Raw genomic sequence first — 16,355 nt, 5'->3', positions numbered from 1 at the left:
GGGACTTGTAAACTAGGCGGGTTACACCCGTCGATCGGAAGGCCGCAAACTCGTGAGAGGCGTCATCCTCGCCGCCGGACAGGGACAGCGCCTGCGCCCTGACACCGACGCGCTCCCCAAGACCCTCCTGCCGGTCACCGCGACCGAGACGATCCTCGACACGATCGTGCGGGGCCTGGCCGAGGTCGGCGTCACCGATCTCGCGATCACCGTCGGCCACGCCGCCGAGAAGATCCGCGAGCACGCCCCGGTCCTGGAGTCGCGCTACGGCGTGACCGTCACGATCGTCGACAACGACAAGCCGCACTGGAACAACGCGTACTCGCTGTGGACCGCGCGCGAGCACTACCGCGACGGCGCCGTCCTCGTCAACGGCGACACCGTCCACCCCAGGAGCATCGAGCGGAACCTCCTCGCCGCGGCCGCGGCCGACCCCCGGCTCCTCATCGCCCTGGACGACCACAAGACCCTCACCGACGAAGCGATGAAGGTCCGCGTCGGCGAAGGCGGCGTCGAGCTCATCCACAAGCTGCAGCCGATCGCGACCGCCGCGGGTGAGTACATCGGCGTGAGCCTCATCCCCGCCGGTCTCGCCGAAGACCTCACCAAGGCCCTCGAGGCGACGTACACGCGCGACTCGACCCTCTACTACGAGGACGCGTTCCAGCTCCTCGCCGAGGCCGGCCAGATCGGCACCGTCTCCACGGGCCCCGTGGCCTGGACCGAGGTCGACGACCACGCCGACTGGGCCGTCGCGCGGGAAATCGCGGAAGGCCTCTAGGTGCCGACGTTCGCGCGCACCGTCCTGGCGCCCATCACGGTCGAGGTCTCGGCCGGGGCGCTCAAGCGACTCCCCGAACTGCTCGCCGACTCCCGGATCTCCTCCGGCGGCCGCGTCGCCGTCGCGCTCGGACCCGGCCTGGGCGAGAGCATCGCGGCCGAGCTCGACCACCTGCCGGACGCCACGGTCCACACCGTCGTCCCCGGCAGCCTCGACAGCGCCAAGGAGCTGACCAAGCGCCTCCGCGACGACCACCGGGTGGACGCGCTCGTCGGCATCGGCGGCGGCAAGCTGCTCGACACCGCGAAATGGGCCGCCTCCGACCTGGGCCTGCCGATGGTCTCGGTCGCCACGAGCCTCGCCCACGACGGCCTCGCCTCGCCCACCGCGTCCCTCGAACGCGACGGCGTCTCGGTCTCCTACGGGGTGCACCCGCCGCTCGCCGTCCTCGCCGACCTCGACTTCATCCGCCAGGCGCCCGCGCACCAGTTGCAGTCCGGCATCGGCGACGCCCTGACGAACCTCTCGGCCGTCGCCGACTGGCAGCTCTCGCACGAGGTGAACGGCGAACCCGTGGACGGCCTCGCCGCCGCCATCGCGCGCACCGGGGCCGAGGCCGTGCTGCGCCACCCCGGGACGATCGCCGACGACGCGTTCCTGGCGACCCTCGCGGACGCGCTCATCCAAGGCGGCCTCGCCTCCAGCATGGCCGGATCGTCCCGGCCCTGCTCGGGCGGGTGCCACGAGATCGCGCACGCGCTCGAAGCGCTCCACCCCGGCCTCGCGTCCCACGGGGCGCAAGGGGGCGTGGGGGCGCTCATATGCACGTGGCTGCGGGGCGACAAGGCCCTGTTCCAGGAGTTGTCGGCCGCCTTGCGGCGGCACGGCCTGCCGCGCACGGCAAGTGAACTCGGGTTGACGACCGCGGAGCTCGCCACAGCGGTGGCCTACGCGCCGAGTACCCGGCCAGGCCGTTATACGATTCTCGAACATCGTGAACTGGACTCGGTGGCGCTGGAGCGACACCTGACGGAGATGATGCATGAGCTCGATTAGCCCGCACCCCGACGGCGTCTCCGGCCCAGCCGGGAACAATGACGGGAACCCGGACCACACCGATGCGACCGCCCCCCAAGGCGGCTTCGGCGCCGGGCCTTCGGCCAACCCCGCGGGATACCCGCCGGGGTCCATGAGCTCCGGATCGGCGGCCTTCGCCAGTCCGCCGCCCTCCGCCGCGCCCGGCATCACCCCGGGACATCAGGGCGCGCCCGCCGGCTCCCCGCCGCCGCGCCCCCCGCAGGGCTACGGCCCCGCCGGCTACGCCGCGCCCGCCGGGCAGCAGGCGTACGGCGCCCCCGGCCACCAGGCCCCGCCGCCCGGTTACGGTGCGCCCCAAGGCCAGCAGCAGCCTTACGGCACCCAGCCCCCGCCGCCGCACGGCCCGGGTCAGCAGCCGTACGGCGGCCCGCAGCCCCACGGCCCCGGCCAGCACGGCGGCCAGCCGAACCCCTACGGCCAGCCCGCCCCCGGCCACTACCAGCCGCAGCAGCCCCCGCCGCCCCCGGCGACCGCTCCGGCCCCCCACAGCTCGACCCCGCCGCCGCCCCCTGCCGCGGCCCACCAGACCCCGCCGCCTCCGGTGACGGCTCCCCAGCCCGACCCGTCCGGCCAGGTCCCGCAGGCGCCCTACGCGACCCGCCCCGAACCCAGCCGCGACATGCCGGTCGCCGGCGCCTCCCCGATCCGCCGCAACCTCGACGACACCGCCGAGCTCCCGGCCTTCCTCGACTCGGCCCGCAGCGACGAAGGCCCGGCCACCGGCGCCATCCGCACCGCCGAGGTCAAGCCGCTCAAGCGGAAGTTCCCGCTCACGACCGGCTTCACCGCGCTCCTGCGCCACCGGCACGCCCTGTCGGTCCTGGTCCGCCGCGACCTCGCCGTCAAGTACCAGTCGACCGCGATGGGCTACGTCTGGTCGCTCATCGAACCGCTGGGCCTGACGCTCATCTACTGGTTCGTGTTCGAGGTCGTCTTCAAGAGCGGCAACTCCCTGCCGGAGAACCCCAACGGTGAGAGCCCGGGCTACCTGCTCTTCATCGTCTCCGGCATCTTCGCCTACCAGTGGTTCTCCTCGGCGGTGAACGAAGGCACCCGCTCCCTGGGCGGCCAGTCGGCCCTCATCACCGTCATGAAGGTCCCGCGCGAGGTCTTCCCGGTCTCGAAGGTCTTCGCGCGCTTCGCCGAGTACATCGTGGGCTTCCCGATCCTCATCGCGGTCGCCATCCTCGACAACGGCACGTGGGGCCTCAACCTGCTGTGGCTCTTCCCGGCCATCCTCACCCAGGTGATGCTCCTGACCGGCATGGTCTTCGTCCTCGCCTCCGCCAACGTGCTCTTCAAGGACGTCGAGCGGTTCCTGGGCCTGTTCATGCGCGTCCTCTTCTACGCCTCGGCCATCATCTTCCCGCTGACCAAGGTCTCCGAAGCGGACACGATGAAGGACAACCCCTGGCTGTACGACCTGTTCTCCACGAACCCGCTCATCGGCATCTTCTCGATGCACCGCGCGGCGTTCATCCCGGGCCTGGCGCCCAACATGTACCAGCTCTGCGTCGCCGTCGGCTTCTCGGCCTTCCTGATGTTCTTCGGCCGCTGGATCTTCTACCGACTCGAACCCCGCGTCCTCAAGGCGCTCTAACGAACCGCCGCGGCCCCGACCTGTTCTATAGGTCGGGGCCGCGGCGCTGCTCGGTACGGCCCCACCGGACTTCCCTCGGTACGATGGGGAGACTCGCGGTCCCTCCCCATGTGCCCGAACCGACCGGCCGCTCACACCGGCCCGCCGGACGGGGACAGAACGCCTAGTATGGGGCGACTCGACGCGCCCGGCACCCCTAGACGGAGAATCTGCACCATGACCTCGCCCCAGCCCCCCGGGCCGCCCCAGCCCCGAGCCGCAGCCGGGAACGGTGTCAACGAGGAGACCCTCCACCTGCCCACGATCGCCGCCGCGACCGCCCCGCCCCGCACCGCGCCCAGCCCGTACCCGGTCCGTCCCGCGTTCCGCCCGCCCATGCCGCCCGCAGCTGAAGCGGGACCCACCGGCCCGGCCCCGGCCCGCCCCGCGGCCCGGCCCCGCCGGGAGGGCATGGGCTTCCGTCCCGACATCCAAGGCCTGCGTGCCATCGCGGTCACCCTCGTGCTGCTCTCCCACGCGGGCTTCGGCTTCGCCGCAGGCGGCTACGTCGGCGTCGACGTCTTCTTCGTGCTCTCCGGCTTCCTCATCACCTCGCTGCTGGTGAAGGAGGTCTACGACACCGGCAACATCTCCATCGCCGGTTTCTACGCCCGCCGCGCCCGCCGCATCCTCCCCGCCGCCAGCGCCGTCACGACCGCGACCATCATCGGCGCCTGGCTGTGGTTCCCGATCACCCGCCTCGAAGCGGTCCTCCAAGACGCCTTCACCGTGATCGTCTATGTGGTCAACTACCGCTTCATCGCGCAGGAGACCGAGTACCTCAACGCCGACCAGATGCCCTCGCCCTTCCAGCAGTTCTGGTCCCTCGCGGTGGAAGAGCAGTTCTACGTCGTCTGGCCCCTGCTGCTGCTCGGCCTGCTCCTGCTCGTGAAGCGCCGCCCCGACCGCCTCATTCCCGCCGCTACCGCCTTCGCGGCGGGCATCCTCGTGGTCAGCCTGGTCCTCTCGGTGTACGTCACCCAGCAGTCCCAGCCCGTCGCCTACTACGGTGCGCACACGCGCGCTTGGGAGCTCGCAGCCGGAGCGCTCCTCGCGATCGCCCTGCCCACGCTGAAGCGCACACCGAAGTACCTCGCCTGGGTCCTCGGCATCGTCGGCCTCGCGGCGATCATCGCCTCGGGCGTGTTCTACACGGACGCGACGCCGTTCCCCGGTTACACCGCGCTCGTCCCCGTCACCGGCACCGCACTGGTGATCATCGCGGGTTCATCCGCAGGCGGGAACCCGGTTTCGTCACTGCTCGGCACCGGGCCGTTCCAGTTCGTCGGCAAGATCTCCTACAGCCTCTACTTGTGGCACTGGCCGATCCTCATCCTCGTCCCGCTCGCCGTCGGCGCCGACCAGAGCCTCGTGCTCAACGTGATGCTCCTCATCGGAGCGGTCGCGGTGGCGCAGTTCTCGTACCAGTACATCGAGGAGCCGTTCCGGAAGGCGAAGCTGATGGCGCGCCCCGTGCCCGGCATCGGAGCGGGCGTGCTCTGCTCCATGATCGGCCTCGCCGTGCTGCTCGCGTTCACGACCGTCTATTCGAAGGTCCCCGAGGAGCAGGACCCGGTGGACCTCGGCGCCATCGAGCAGGCCGTCGACGACGCGCACATCGAGCAGCAGCTCAGAGACGCGCTGACGGTTACCGAGGCCCCGGCGCAGCTCACTCCGGCGCTCGCCGACGTGACGAAGGACGAGCCGGTGATCTACGCGGACGGCTGCCACCTGGGCACCGACGAGGTCGAGCTGCCCGACGACTGCGTCTACGGCGACACCGAGTCGGCGACCGCCGTCTACCTGTTCGGTGACTCCCATGCGGCGCAGTGGTTCCCGGCGCTGGAGTCCCTCGCTGTCGAAAACGGCTGGAAGCTCGTGCCGCGCACCAAGAGCGCCTGCACGCCCGTCTCGGTCGCCGTAGACAACTCCTCGCTCGACCGGGAGTACACCGAATGCGCCGACTGGCGCGAGAAGGTGTTCGAAGAGCTGGCCGCAGCGCCGCCCGCGCTGATCGTGATCGCCGGTTCCGACGCCGCGTCGGTGGTCGACGCGAGCGAGGGCGGCGGGCTCGGCCGCTGGCGCAACGGCTGGACTGAGACACTGGAGTCGATGCCCGACTCGACCAAGGTGGCAGCGCTCGCCGACACGCCGTGGAGCTTCGATCTGTCAGCGGCGGACTGCGTCTCGCTGCACCCGCTGGCAGAGTGCAACGACGACTACGGGATCAAGTTCACCGAGCGGCGCGAGGTCGGTATCGAAGTGCAGCAGGGGATCGGCGCCAACGTCATCGACACGAGCAAATGGTTCTGCGTCGACGAGCAGTGCCCGGTCGTCGTCGGGGACCTGCTCGTGTACCGCGACACGCACCACATGGCGACGCCGTACGCGGCGTCCCTTGCGGACGTGCTCGAGGCGGCGCTGCCCCAGCTCTGACCCCGGATGCGCGGCGCTTCGCGGACACCGCGCCCCTGCGGGGGTGCTATACGATGGAGCGGACCCGAGAGATCCCCTGGAACACACACGGAGACCTGAGTTCACCATGAAGCGATTGATCGTGCTGGCCGGAGTGCTCGTCCTCGGGGCCGGCTGCACAACGTCGAACGACCCCAGCGGCGACGGCGCGACCACCGCCCCCGCCTCGGCCGCCCCTGAAACCCCCTACGAGCTCCAGATCACCGCGCCCACGGGCTTCGAGGCCGTCGCCGGCGCCGAGCGCGCCCACCACGTCTCCCCCGACTACCTGGACCAGGTCTTCCAGCTCACGGGCGGCGGCGAGTCGGACCAGATCATCGTGAGCTCGTACTACCTGCCCGAAGACGCCGCGGACGCCGACCGCGCCGCGCAGATCGCGCTTGTCCAGCCCCATGACGCCGAACTGGGGAACACCTCGCGGGCCGACAACTACCGCGACGCCCTCGTGCACCGCGAGCAGGGCCTGCACCGCTACTACTATGCCGAGAACGCGGGCGGCTTCGTCGAAGGGCACTACTACTACCTGTTCTCCGGTCGCCACCTCATTGAGCTGTCGTGCCAGTGGGGCGACGGCGGTGGCGGCCAGGCCGTGCAGACCGCCTGCATGACGCTTGCCGAGTCGCTGCCGATCCCGGAGACGTGGAACGCCTGAGCCGCAGCCTTAACGCACGCCGCGCACCTGGTCTTCCGGGGGCGCGGCGTCGTCGTGTCCGGACCTTCCGAGCGATCGCAGGAGTTCGCGGTGACGCTCTTCGGCGGCGAGCCGCTCCTTCTCGACGACCGCCAGCAGCCGCTGATCGGAGAACTCGGCCCGTTCACGCAGCGCATCGACCTCTTGCCCGAGACGCGCGACGCCCTCGCCGAGCTCGCGCACCTGAGCGGCGAGGGAGCCCACGTCGCCGCTTCGGGCCGCACCGCGATGGAGCCGCAGCAGCACCGCCAGCACCAGCCCGTTCGCGACGACCAGTGTGGCCAAGGCGAGATCGCCCCGGTCGAGCAGGACCGCCGCCGTACCGGCCGCGATGAGGGCGGCTACGGCGAGCAGTCCCGCGACCTGGCGCGGCGTCGAACGGGACCCGTTGCGGGGCTTGGACATTGTTGCTCCTGAGATGGTGTGTCAGTGGGCGGGGATCAGGACTCGGGCGAGGCGGCGCAGGGTCGCGGCGAAGTCCGCCGGGCCGTGCCGCTCGAACGTCGCCTGCTGGATCTTCCTGGAATACTCCGCGAACCGCTGTGGGTCGGCGTGGAACTCCGCGATCACGTCCAGTACCTCGGAGGGCTCGCAGTACACGGGACCTTCGCCGAACGCGTCGCGCAGGCGCGGCGGCATCAGGACCACGCACCCCGCCGCCAGTGCCTCCAGCACCTCGGCGGGCGGGATCGACGCCACGTCCTCCTGCGGGAAGCACGCGAAGAAGTCGATCTGATGCAGGAAGCTCCGCACCTCGGCCGGGTCGAGGCCGAACCGGGTCCAGTTCGCCGGGAGCCGGGTCCGTCCGAGCCGCTCCAGCGGGACCGTGAGGCTCCCCATGAAGCGCACGTCCACGCCGAGGTCGGACGGATACGCGTCGGCGAGGGCCGCCGGGTCGGACGGCCAGGAGCGGTGCCCTTCGGTGAAGTCGAAGCGGCCCATGACGGGCAGCGCCGCGCGGAAGCCCGAGCGGGGCGGACCGGCGCTCAGGACCACCTCGGGCAGGATCTCGGCGGCGATGCGGTCCGAGGTGGCGCCGAGGAAGCGCAGCGCCCCCTGGACGGCGTCATTGCGGCAGAACCAGGTGGGGGTCCGTCCGAAGAGCCGTTCGGCGAACGCCTCGCATGTGGACGGGTCGTAGCGCAGCTCCCCGAAAGGAGCGGCGGGTGAGGAACCGGCGAGCAGCACGACGCGGCTGATGCGCGCCTTGCACACCGTGTCGGGCGGATACTGGACGGCCGAGGGGTTGCGCACCACGAGCAGGCCGATGTCGACCTGGTCCTCGAGGGTCACGTGCGCGATCCGCCCCGCGTTCAGGAGGTCCTGGACCGGCCCGAGCAGCGGCTGCCGGCGGATATCGGCGAACCGCAGCGTGGGCAGGTGCATGACGCCCGCCTTGAGCCCGGCGCTGACGCACGCCCGCAGGTCGTTGAGGAACGAGATGCGCGGTGTGCCGGTCGACGTGAGGTCGGCCGCGAACACGACGTCGTAGGACTCCGGCTCCGGTGGCGCCAGGCGGAACTGGCGGGGCGCGTAGAACGGGCCGCGTTCGCCGCGCGGGAGGTACGGCGAGGCGTCCCCGGCGGCGATCGAGCGGTGCCAGGCCTCGTACGAGGAGCGGTAGACCGCCCGCGCCGGGTGGATCCAGCCGGCCCGGAAATCGCCGCCGGAAAGGGAGTCGGACCTGGTCCGCACCAGGGTGAGGTTCTGCTCCAGGTGCGTGAACGCCGCCGCGCCGAACGCCGCGACCATGCGCCGGAAGTACTCGGTGTCAGCGGCCTTGCGCACGGCGTCCATATAGCCCAGTCGCGCCAGCACCCGTTCGCGGCGGTACAGCAACGCGGCGGTGCACAGCGACCGGTGGAGGCGCCCGACCCGGTTGAGTTCGAGCCGATCGGTCGTGAACACGCAGTCGGAGCCGGTGCCGACGAGTGCGTCGTCCGCGAGCAGCGGAGCGACCTGGAGTTCGAGCCGCCGCGGGTGCATCCAGTCGTCGGAGTCGTGAGTGGTGACGAATGGCGCGTCGGTGGCGTCGAGGGCGAGGTTGCGGCAGTGGTAGGTGCCGCGGTTCTCCGGCGATCGGATCACCTTCACCCGCGGGTCGAGTCCGGCGCAGCGTTCGAGTAGTCCGGAGTATTCGTCGCCCGACCCGTCGTCGACGAGCAGCACTTCGAGGTTTCGCCAGGTCTGCCCGAGGATCGAGGTGATCGCGGTCAGGATCGTCTCGTCGGGTTTGAAGCAGGTGACCATCACCGCGATCGTCTCGGCGGCGTCCACCGCGGGCAGGGGGTCGACGGCGATGCGGTCGAAGGGGGCCTTGGCCGGGTCGTCGGTGAAGCGGATCGCGGGGGCCGGGAAGAGCGCGTCGAATCCGGGCAGCCACGCCGCTTCGGACCCGCGGGCGGTCCACGGGTTGGCGAGGTCGGCGCGCACGGCGTACGCGATCTCGGGGTGCACGTCCGCATAGCGTTCCAGCAGCTCCACGGCGCGTTCACGGGAGCCGAGGGCACCCGTGGCCTGGAGGTGAATCTCCTTGTCGCGCTTCGCGATCTTGTGCTCGGGGTGATGCTCCAGGAGCAGGTCGAAGAGTCGCAGGCCGAGGAGCTGGTCCTCGCGGCTGGTGTTGCCGAGGAGGTGGACCCTCGCGAGCGCCGCCATCCAGTTCACATCGATCTTGTGCCCGTTCAGCGCCGCGGGGTCTGCGGCGGCGTCGGCGATCGCCTCGAGCGGCAGGTGGGGGTTGACCGCCCGGAACGCGAGGAGGTGGCGCGCCTCGCGGGAGCCCGAACGGAGCACGGAGGCGACGACGGCGCGGTTGCTGATGCGGCCGCGCCGGAGCTGGCGCAGGTTCGACCTGAGCACCGCATCACGGTCCGACGGGTCGTCGATGGGGGGCATGGCGTCCTTCCGAGGGGCGTCGGCGACGGGGCGAGGTGTCGCGGATCGCGGGTCTGACCCTTCGAGTCTCCCCGACCGGGTGACGACCAGCGTACCGGGTCAGGGCGGTGGTTCGCGGACCACAGTGTCCGGACTGACGCCGAGCGGGGGCCGTCACGCGGCGCTCGTCACGGGCCGCTCGTCAGAGCGCAACGCCCATCGCCGCGAAGCGCGCGCGGTGGGCGTCGCATCCGAACCGCTCGCGGATCACGGCCGGCCCGCGCCGCTGCGCCTGCGCGTACCGTTCCGGGTCGTCCGCCAGTTCGAGGAGCAGGCTCCTCACGCGGCCGGGTTCGGCGTACAGGGCGCCCTCCCCGAACAGCGGCTCGAAGATCGGCGGCAGCACAGTGGGGACCCCTGCGGCCATCGCCTCCGCGGGGGCCATGCCGAACGCCTCCAGCATGGAGGGCTCGGGGTAGTACACGAAGAAGTCGAGCCCAGGGAGGAACTGCCCCGGTGTGAGCGCGTCGAAGGGGTGGACCGTCCAGTTCGCGGGCAGGCCGCCGAGGATGCGTCGCGGGGCGACCGCGCCGCCGAGCACGTGCACCTCGAACGCCGAGTCCGCGGGGTAGCAGGACCTGAGGGTGTCGGCGGAAGCGGGCCATTTGGTGATGTCGTCCCTGGAGTGGCGTCCTATCCGCACCGGTCGGGAGGCGGCACGGTCGGGCCGCGTCGGCAGGTCGGCGGTGTCGATGATGGGGTACCAGTACCAGTCCGCGAGCGTCACTCCCCGCATCGCCCCGGCGTGGTGGGTGAGGAGGGCGTCCCGGACCCGGGGCCCGGCGGCGATCCACTCGTGGTCGCCGATCCATTCGGACAGGTTGGCGTGGACGCCGGCGACGTCCCAGACCTCTGCGCCCCGTTCCTCGGTGTCGTAGTGCGTCAGCGGCGTCTGGTTGACGACGAGGAGTTTCCGCTTCGCGTCGATGCAGGGGAGTTCGCCGCCGAGGCGGGACGCGAACGGCGGGAACCGCATGAGCAGCAGGTCGCAGGCGACCTTCGCATCGGGTTCGACCCAGGCAACGTCGCGGCCGTCCACGAGCTCCTGGACCTTCGGGTTGATCGGACGCGGCGGGTCGTAGTCCCGCCGCGGATGGTGGAAGAGACCGACCCGCTTCCCGCTCGCCGCAAGGAGCCGGATCTCGCTGACGTTGCTGACCGTCGTCCCGCCGGGCAGCATGAGATCGGAGACGATCACCACGTCGAAGTCCCGTTCAGCGGCGTCGCCCCCACCGGTGCCGCGTAGCCGTGCGGACCGGTGGAGCTGTTCCCCGGATCGGGTCATCACGTTCCTCTCGTCGCCACGGCGGGGGTTCCGCGTGCAGGGAGGAGCGGACCGTGGTGAAGGCGAGCGTATCGCTGACACGTGTCGCCGCCGCCTCCACCGGGGCCCACACCGAACCCAGGGAAGGGTCCAGGCGGCTCAGCTCGACGGCTGCCCTTGGGGTTCAACGACTTCGACGCCGACTCCGTGGCGGGACAAGCGCTTCGCCAGAGCCTGGGGCGAGCAGTGCTTCTCGACGAACGCCCACGCCGCGCGCTGCCGCGAGGCGTACCACTCGGGGTCGTCCATGAGCTTCCGCGCAGTGAACTCGACGTCCGCCGGGTCCCGGTAGAGCGCGGCGTCGCCGAATGTCGGCTGGAAGACCGGGTCCATGACCACCGGAACGCCGGCCGCCATGGCCTCCAGCGGGGCCCGGCCGAACGCCTCGGCCCCGTCGCTCGCGATGTAGTACGAGAAGACGTCGATGCCCGCCAGGAACTCGCTCGAGGACACGGCGCCGAACTGGTGGACGGTCCAGTTGGAGGGCAGTCTGCCGAGCAGTCGGCGGGGGGTGTCGGCGCCGCCGAGGACGTGGATCTCGAATCCGTCGGCCTCGGGGTAGCTCTGGCGCAGGGTCGCGGCATCCTCGGGCCACTTGACGCGGTGGTCGCGGGAGTGGCGCCCGATGCGGATGCGACCGTCGCGGACGCGCGGCTCGCCACGCCGCCACTGGGCGGCGTCGATGCACTCGTTCCATGGCTTCGCGGCGAGGTCGAGCCCGGCGAACGCGTCCGCATGATGGCGTTCGAGGATCCGTTGCACCGCAGGCCCGCCCGCGTACCAGGTGTGCGGGCCGAGCCACGCCGTCAGGCCGGCCTCGACGGCGGCGATGTCCCAGGCCTGCTCGCGCGGGCCTTCGGGACCGTAGAAACGGAACGGGGTCTGGTTCGCGATGACCACGGTGGACCGGGCGTGGACGGTCGGCCGTGATTCGAGCGGCTTGGCGAGGACCGTCGGGAGCCGCACCAGCGCGAGGTCGCACTCGACCTCGTCGTGCGGGCCGAGCAGCCGCACGCGCTCCCCGTCGACGAGCCGCAGGACGCGTTCGCTGACGGGGGCGTCGATACGCCAGTCGAACACCGGGTGGTGCACCAGCCCGACGCGGAGGCCGAGTTCGAGGAACGCCTGGATGTCGGCGGTGATCGCCGAGGTGTTCCCCCCGGGCAGGCCGAAATGCGAGACCACGACGACGTCGAGCCGCGACCGGCGCGGCCCTTCGCGACGCGCCCGCTCGTCGTCGCGGTACCAGTCGAGGACCGTGCGCATCAGGTCGATGCGGCGATCGACCGGCACTCCTGCGTCGGCGGTGATCTCCTTGGCGATCTCCAGTGCGCTCTCCGGGAACCCACCGACGAGCGCTTCGTGCGCCTTCGCGATGCGGCGGGCGGAGGTCCCCCCGCCGACTTGCGGAGCGAAGTCGTCGCTGATGAGCGTTTCCGCGATGCGGTCGCGGTGCAGCCGCAGCAGCACCCGGATCCCGACGATCGCCGCGGTCGCGAGCGCGGCGAGGGCGAGCGCGGCCAGTGCCAGACCCGCCCACGGCGGGACCGCGAGGACCAGGGCCGCCGCCGCGAGCGTCGCGATTGCGGCGGCGCCGGCCGCGGCGGTGAGCCGCTTGGAGCGCCGTACGCGACCGATCAGGGATTTCACGGGGAGGTTCACTGGGTTGCGCTCACGATCTGTTCCGTATCGGTGGAGGCCGCCTGCGGCCCGCCGGTGACGCCGAGTCCGCGAACCCGGCGAATCAGGGCCGCCGGGGAGAACCGTTCCTCGATGACCCGTAGGCCCGCATCGACGCGCGCTGCGCGATACGCGGGGTCGTCGGCGATTCGGCGCACGTTGGCCTCCACATCGCCGGGTTCGCAGTAGATCGCGCCTTCGCCGAACAGCTCCGCGAAGCTCGGTGGGAGGATGCACGGCACCTGTGCGGCCATGGCCTCCAGGGGCGAGCGTCCGAACGCCTCGATGTACTGCTCATCGATGAAGTAGGAGTGCACGTCGATGCCGCCGAGGAATTCGACGGGGGCGATCTCGCCGAACGGGTGGGAGACCCATCCGGCGGGAGGGCCGCCGAGGATGCGGCGCAGCGCGTGCTCGCCGCCCAGGACGTGGATCTCGATGTCGTGGCGCGCCGGGTAGGCGTCGAGGAGCCGCTTCGCCATGTTCGGGAACTTGGTGACGTGGTCGCGGCTGTGCCGCCCGACCCGGATCGGGTCGTGCGGTCCGCGGACGCGGCGGGTCGCGGGGGTCCATTCGGCGAGGTCGATGGTCTCGTACCAGAAGTCGGTGGCGAGGTCGATGCCCTCCATGTCGGCGGCGTGGTGGGTCCGCAGCACGTCGCGCACGGCCGGGCCGATCGCGTACCAGGTGTGCGGGCCGATCCACTCGCTCAGGTTCGCGTGCACGTCCGGAATGCTCCAAGAGGTGCCGTAGCCGCCCGCCGCGCCGTACTCCTCGTGCGGGGTCTGGTTGACCAGCAGGACCGTCCGCCCTGCGTCGATCTTCGGCAGTTCGTCCATGAGCCTTTCGAAGGCGATCGGGAACCGCACGATCAGCAGGTCGCACCGGACCGTGTCCCACGGCCGCACCTCGACGACCCGGTCGTCGTCGATGAGCGAGCGGATCCGCTGGTGCACAGGGCGGTCCAGCGCCCGGTCGTAGACGGGGTGGTGCAGGACGCCGACGCGCAGGCCCGCGCCCCGGTAGGCGAGGATCTCGGCTTCGTTCGCGGAGGTGGTGCCGCCGAGCAGGTTCATCGCCGAGACGACCACGATGTCGAGGTCGTGGTGGCGTGGCGGCCGGTCGTCGCGGCGCTTCGCGGCATGGTGCTCGGCGAGGGCAGTCAGCGCCCGCACCCGGTACTCGGAGTGCTCCTGCCCGTTCTCGGCGGCGCGCAGTAGTTCGGCTCCCGCCGTGAGTGCCCAGCCGCCGTTGAGCCGGGCCCGCCACCGATCGAGTTCGCGCTGCCGCGGCCGGGGGAGCCTCGTGGTCCCCGTCCGCACCGCCGGACTCAGCGCGGGACGGGCGATCTGCTCGCGGATGCGCTTGGCGGCGTGCCAGACCGCGACCGCGGCGAGCGATCCGAGCGGGACGAGCGCCGCGGCGGCCAGGGCGAGCATCGCCTCCGCTCCGCCGCCGAACGGCAGTGCGAGGAGCGGTGCCAGCGGCAGGACCGCCGCCGCCAGCCACAGCGGCTGTCGGAGCGCCTTCTTGAACAGTCGGATCAATCTCATGATGTGCGGGTTCGCGTCTTTCCAGGGATCGGATCGGGTGCGGTCACGGGCGGAGGGCGCTCGCGGCCTTCCACGTGAGGACCGCGCCCGAGGCGCCGATCCAGAGGGTGGCGCCCGCGGCGAGCGCCCATGGCAGCGTCTCAGGCGCCACCGCCCAGGCCACGGCTCCTTCGGCGGCCACGGCCACGAGGCCGAGTGCGGCGGCGGCCAGGTCGCGGCGCCGCACCGCATCGCGCAGCGGTGCGGCGGCGCGGTCGAAGCGCGCCCGCGGGACGACGGGGTGCTCGGGTGCGGGGGTCTCGGCGTGCCCGGCCGACTGCACCAGGGCGGCGTCGGCGTCGGGGTGCTCGAACAGGTACAGCTCACGGTAGGCGTCGGTGGGCACGACCACCGGCGCGCTCCCGGTGTCGTCGATGAAGCGCATCCCCTTGGCCGAGGCGGTCTCGAGGACGGACGGGTGGATGAGCCCGCGCTCGCCGTCGACGTCGTGCCATTCAGGGCAGTGCGCCAGTGCCACTTGGAGTCCGGTTTCGGCGTCGTTCGCGGCGGCGTCGAGCAGCGCGGAGCGTGCGGTGTCCACATGGCGCCAGTCGGCCGCGTAGACCCGGTCGTAGGCGGCGTCCTTGAGGCGCGCGTTCGGGAGGGTGATGTCCTCGGTGATCGGGAAGGGCCGCGGCCGCGAGTAGGAGTGGAGGAACGCGGTGGCCTGCCCGGCGCTGATGCGGCGGTGCCAGTGGGTGAACCCGGAGTGGTACGCGAGCCGGCTGGTCGTCATCCAGTACCGGCCGACCTCGCCGCTGGAGAGGGTGTCGCCGGTGTAGCGGACGAGGGTGAGCGGTTCGCCCTTCATGCGCCTCCAGGCGCGGCGTCCGAAGTGCTCTTTGACGCGCATGCGGAATTCGGAGTCGGCGGTCTTGCGGACTTCGTCGTGGAATCCGATGTGCTCTCTGATCGCGTCGGTGCGGACCATCACGAGGGTGGACCGCGAGGCCACGAGCGCCACTTCGGGATCGACCATGAGCGCGAGGTCGTCGCGGACGGCAAGGCTGCGGGATTCGACCATGACAAGGCGCGGGTTGTCGATCATGGCGGCGGCTTGGCGTTCGAGCCGCAGCGGATGCGCCCAGTCGTCCGAGTCGAGCCCGGTGACGAACTCGCCCTGCGCGACGGCCATGGCGCGGTTGCGGGCCTGGTAGGTGCCGCCGTTCTCGGACTGGATCAGGATCTTCACACGGGAGTCGAGCCTTGCGGCCTCGCGCAGGACCGCTTCGTATTCGGGACCGGAGCCGTCATCGACGAGCAGGAGCTCCCACTGCTGCCAGCTCTGGGCGACGATGGAGCGCACGGCGCTCAGCAGCGCGGGACCGGGCTTGTAGCAGGTCATGACCACCGAGATGAGCGGGCCGTGCTCGACCGGCTTCACAGGGGCCGTCCGCAGCGATTCGAATCCGAGCGTGTCGCCCTCGCCGAGCTCGAGGAGGTCGGGCCAGCCGACGAACTGCTTGAACCGGCGGAGGTACTCGTGGGCCGAGCCGCCGTGCCGGGGATGCGATTCGAGGATCGGGAGGCCGCGGCGCAGCGCGTCGCCGACGTCGTTGAGCTCGTCCAGCAACTGGCGTGCCCGCTCGTGGCGCCCGGCCAGGTATGCGGCGTTCACGTACATGTCGTGGTGCTCGGCGGGGACGCGCCCGGGCCCGAGTCGCTGCGCGAGCTCGAAGACCTCGAGCGCCCAGGCGTACTCGTCGGCGTCGCGGGCCATGAGCGTGAGGTAGGAGCCGAGGGCGGCGACGGCGCGGAGGTTGCAGCGGTCGCGGTTCATCCGGTCGGCCCCCGCGGGGAGGTCGCGGAACACGCCCGGGTCGTCGGGGTGCGCGAGGCGGGCGAGGACGTCGACGGCCAGCCGCGAACGGTGGTAGAGGCCCCACTCATAGATCCGCCCGATCGATGCGGGCTTGCCGAACGCGAGTGCGCGCCGGGTCATTTCCGGCGTCGCGGCTGGATTGTCGATGCGCATTTGACCGATCTGCATGGGGTTCGGGAGCGGAGGCCCGGCAATTATATACATTCGTCCCCATGGCCGTGAGCTGCGAGAATTGGCCGTGTGGGGGCGGTCTCGACGCTGGCGGCAGGACGACGAAAGGGGCGCCGCGCGAATGCGCGGCGCCCCTTCCGTTCGC

11 protein-coding genes are annotated in these 16,355 nt (G+C 71.3%); 5 read left to right on the top strand and 6 right to left on the bottom strand.

Annotation, left to right across the window (positions count from 1 at the left end; translation table 11 throughout):
* The first annotated feature begins 52 nt into the window (after nucleotides 1-52).
* The 5 genes from J5V16_RS20775 to J5V16_RS20755 all read left to right on the top strand — a co-directional run bounded on the left by J5V16_RS20775 (nucleotide 53) and on the right by J5V16_RS20755 (nucleotide 6,645).
* Nucleotides 53-781 carry a phosphocholine cytidylyltransferase family protein gene (locus J5V16_RS20775; protein ID WP_208498898.1) on the top strand — a complete coding sequence of 243 codons (729 nt, stop codon included), beginning with the start codon at nucleotides 53-55 and terminating at the stop codon, nucleotides 779-781.
* A complete protein-coding gene (locus J5V16_RS20770; RefSeq protein ID WP_208498897.1) occupies nucleotides 782-1,837 on the top strand; it encodes an iron-containing alcohol dehydrogenase family protein in 1,056 nt (351 codons plus the stop codon).
* Nucleotides 1,824-3,479, top strand: a complete 1,656-nt coding sequence (locus J5V16_RS24690; protein WP_243901524.1) for an ABC transporter permease — start codon at nucleotides 1,824-1,826, stop codon at nucleotides 3,477-3,479. Before J5V16_RS20770 ends, J5V16_RS24690 begins: the two co-directional genes overlap by 14 nt.
* A gap of 216 nt (nucleotides 3,480-3,695) precedes the next feature.
* Nucleotides 3,696-5,954 carry an acyltransferase family protein gene (locus J5V16_RS20760; RefSeq protein ID WP_208498896.1) on the top strand — a complete coding sequence of 753 codons (2,259 nt, stop codon included), beginning with the start codon at nucleotides 3,696-3,698 and terminating at the stop codon, nucleotides 5,952-5,954.
* A gap of 106 nt (nucleotides 5,955-6,060) precedes the next feature.
* Nucleotides 6,061-6,645 (top strand): hypothetical protein, encoded by a 585-nt coding sequence (locus tag J5V16_RS20755; protein ID WP_208498895.1) that lies wholly within the window; start codon nucleotides 6,061-6,063, stop codon nucleotides 6,643-6,645.
* Between the two features lie 9 nt (nucleotides 6,646-6,654).
* Here the strand turns inward: J5V16_RS20755 and J5V16_RS20750 are convergent, their stop codons facing one another.
* From J5V16_RS20750 to J5V16_RS20725, 6 genes are all read right to left on the bottom strand, one after another.
* Nucleotides 6,655-7,089, bottom strand: a complete 435-nt coding sequence (locus J5V16_RS20750; RefSeq protein ID WP_208498894.1) for a hypothetical protein — start codon at nucleotides 7,087-7,089, stop codon at nucleotides 6,655-6,657.
* Nucleotides 7,090-7,110: 21 nt separating this feature from the next.
* Entirely contained in the window at nucleotides 7,111-9,582 is a 2,472-nt protein-coding gene (locus J5V16_RS20745; RefSeq protein WP_208498893.1) for a glycosyltransferase, read from the bottom strand.
* A gap of 181 nt (nucleotides 9,583-9,763) precedes the next feature.
* Complete coding sequence (locus J5V16_RS20740) at nucleotides 9,764-10,906, bottom strand: glycosyltransferase family protein (protein ID WP_208498892.1); 1,143 nt, start codon at nucleotides 10,904-10,906, stop codon at nucleotides 9,764-9,766.
* Between the two features lie 138 nt (nucleotides 10,907-11,044).
* Nucleotides 11,045-12,595 (bottom strand): glycosyltransferase, encoded by a 1,551-nt coding sequence (locus J5V16_RS20735; RefSeq protein WP_208498891.1) that lies wholly within the window; start codon nucleotides 12,593-12,595, stop codon nucleotides 11,045-11,047.
* Nucleotides 12,596-12,603: 8 nt separating this feature from the next.
* Nucleotides 12,604-14,178 carry a glycosyltransferase family protein gene (locus J5V16_RS20730; protein WP_208498890.1) on the bottom strand — a complete coding sequence of 525 codons (1,575 nt, stop codon included), beginning with the start codon at nucleotides 14,176-14,178 and terminating at the stop codon, nucleotides 12,604-12,606.
* A 43-nt stretch (nucleotides 14,179-14,221) separates the two neighbouring features.
* Complete coding sequence (locus J5V16_RS20725) at nucleotides 14,222-16,207, bottom strand: glycosyltransferase family 2 protein (protein WP_208498889.1); 1,986 nt, start codon at nucleotides 16,205-16,207, stop codon at nucleotides 14,222-14,224.
* Nucleotides 16,208-16,355 lie beyond the last annotated feature (148 nt).

This window comes from Glycomyces niveus (assembly GCF_017592475.1).
GTDB classification, from domain to species: Bacteria; Actinomycetota; Actinomycetes; order Mycobacteriales; family Micromonosporaceae; genus Glycomyces; species Glycomyces niveus.
The sequence above is the reverse complement of the archived record's forward strand: the minus strand, read 5'-3'. Positions and strand labels throughout refer to the sequence as shown.

What these genes read in the sequence shown, in the direction of transcription:
- J5V16_RS24690 (WP_243901524.1), top strand. Translation starts at nt 1,824, where the DNA reads ATGAGCTCGATTAGCCCGCACCCCGACGGCGTCTCCGGCCCAGCCGGG.
- J5V16_RS20760 (WP_208498896.1), top strand. Translation starts at nt 3,696, where the DNA reads ATGACCTCGCCCCAGCCCCCCGGGCCGCCCCAGCCCCGAGCCGCAGCC.
- J5V16_RS20755 (WP_208498895.1), top strand. Translation starts at nt 6,061, where the DNA reads ATGAAGCGATTGATCGTGCTGGCCGGAGTGCTCGTCCTCGGGGCCGGC.
- J5V16_RS20750 (WP_208498894.1), bottom strand. Translation starts at nt 7,089, where the DNA reads ATGTCCAAGCCCCGCAACGGGTCCCGTTCGACGCCGCGCCAGGTCGCG.
- J5V16_RS20745 (WP_208498893.1), bottom strand. Translation starts at nt 9,582, where the DNA reads ATGCCCCCCATCGACGACCCGTCGGACCGTGATGCGGTGCTCAGGTCG.
- J5V16_RS20740 (WP_208498892.1), bottom strand. Translation starts at nt 10,906, where the DNA reads ATGACCCGATCCGGGGAACAGCTCCACCGGTCCGCACGGCTACGCGGC.
- J5V16_RS20730 (WP_208498890.1), bottom strand. Translation starts at nt 14,178, where the DNA reads ATGAGATTGATCCGACTGTTCAAGAAGGCGCTCCGACAGCCGCTGTGG.
- J5V16_RS20725 (WP_208498889.1), bottom strand. Translation starts at nt 16,207, where the DNA reads ATGCAGATCGGTCAAATGCGCATCGACAATCCAGCCGCGACGCCGGAA.